Source organism: Weizmannia sp. CD-2023, from assembly GCF_036225245.1.
GTDB lineage: Bacteria > Bacillota > Bacilli > Bacillales > Bacillaceae_C > Weizmannia > Weizmannia faecalis.
Window position 1 is genome coordinate 1 of record NZ_JARTJQ010000012.1, and the last position, 1,743, is coordinate 1,743.

Genomic DNA, 1,743 nt, shown 5'->3' on the forward strand with positions numbered 1-1,743 from the left:
TCCAGATGAATAAAATACAGTACGGGAATAACAGACGGTTTTTGTATGTGTAAAATTTTACTCGACGGGGCAGATGAGTGGAAAAAAATGGGAAGACGCTCTATCATCTAATTGTACACTTCAAGATGAACATCTAGAGAGAGAGGTCTTCCCATGGATATTATATCAATAATTGCTGGATTATTAAAGGATACAAAGAGTCTTATCGAATTTGAAGAACAGCTTAAACTTCTGATGCAGAAGGCTTTTACACAATGGGTTGGGGAAATATTTGAAGAGTTAGATAAAATAATTAAACAGGAGAAGTTAGAGGAGGGCTGGGTGTACTGCCGGAGTGATAACAGAAACATTCAGTTTCTATTTGGAAGTGTGACCTTTAAACGCTCATTAATGCATGACAAGAGAGGAAATTCCCATTATCCTCTGGATGAATGGTTAGGGCTGGTACCACACCAACGATACAGCCCGTTAGTGGAATTAAAGGTGGCAGAGTTGGCAAGTGAGAACACCTATCGGGAAGTAGCTGATATTTTAAAAGAGTGGACAGCAGTGAGTCTTAGTCACACAACTGTAGGGAACATGGTAAAACACGTAGGGAAAACTCAGGCGGAAGCCGATAAGGCACTTGTAGAAGAGCTAGAAATAGCTGTTTCCCTGCCTGAGGGGAAGAAGGTAGACTACCTGTTTTCTGAAGCAGATGGTGTATTCGTTCGGGGACTAAAAAAGAAACAGAGTATGGAAGTCCACCACGCCATTCTCTATGAAGGTTGGGAAACCAATGGAAAAAGGGTCTCCCTGCGTCAGCCCACAGTCATCATGACGACGGAAGACATTCAGACATTTTGGGATGAAGTCCAAGCCACAGCTGCCAACACCTATTCCCTCGAAAAAGCGCATGTCATTACAAACAGTGATGGAGGTGCTGGGTACACAGCTGAACGGTTTCAAACAGCATTCTCACAGTCGGAATTTCCGGTGCTCAACCAGCTGGATACCTACCACGTTGCACAAGCCATCATAAGGACATTTGGGGGCGGAAAGAGCGAGATCAAGGAGCAAATTAGAAAAGCGATTAGAACGCATGACCTGGACCAATTCACGTTATATTTGGATACGCACGAAAGCACCTTGACGGATAAAAAGGCTCTCAAGAAAATCAAGGAATTCCGTTCGTATATCTTGAAAAACTGGGACCGCATTTTTGACTGGAGAGACAGGGTGAAAAACGTGCCGGAAGGTGCGAGAGGCCTAGGAGCGATGGAATCGAATCAAAGGCATATCTCCTTCAGGATGAAAAAAAGGGGCATGCATTGGAGTGAACTTGGCGCAGAAGCCATGGTGAAAATCAAACAAGGCATACTCAATGGGACATTGAGAGAAGCCTATCTGAAACACCGTTCAAGAAGCGAGAGAAAGCAACGGAACTTGAAACAATCCATCAGGATGTCTCAACTACTCAAGCAGCCTGTACGCCCGTCAGTGGGCGTAAAGCACGGATCAGTTGCCCTGCATTCAAGCAGTTCATCGGCAATGGGACATTTAAGCAAAATATTAGAGCTTTCGTTTTAAGCCTGGCTCAGTGGGGACTGATCGTTGAGGCGCGCGAAATTTACGAGACTCCTGCGGGAAAAGCGAGCCAGGAGAGACCCCGCAGCGAGGTACGAGCGAGGAGGCTCGCCGGCCGCCCGCGGAAAGCGAGTGAATTTCGCGCGCCTCAACATCCCCGTTATCCATCTTTATACG

At 45.9% G+C, this 1,743-nt stretch carries 1 protein-coding gene; it reads left to right on the top strand.

Features of this window, described 5'->3' with window-relative positions; translation table 11 throughout:
• The first annotated feature begins 153 nt into the window (after positions 1-153).
• Positions 154-1,569: an ISLre2-like element ISBco6 family transposase gene (locus P9687_RS01575; protein WP_048339795.1), complete on the top strand. Its 1,416-nt coding sequence runs from the start codon at positions 154-156 to the stop codon at positions 1,567-1,569.
• Positions 1,570-1,743: the final 174 nt, after the last annotated feature.

Bases quoted from the DNA above. Each gene is read 5' to 3' on its own strand.
- P9687_RS01575 (WP_048339795.1), top strand. From the start codon at position 154: ATGGATATTATATCAATAATTGCTGGATTATTAAAGGATACAAAGAGT.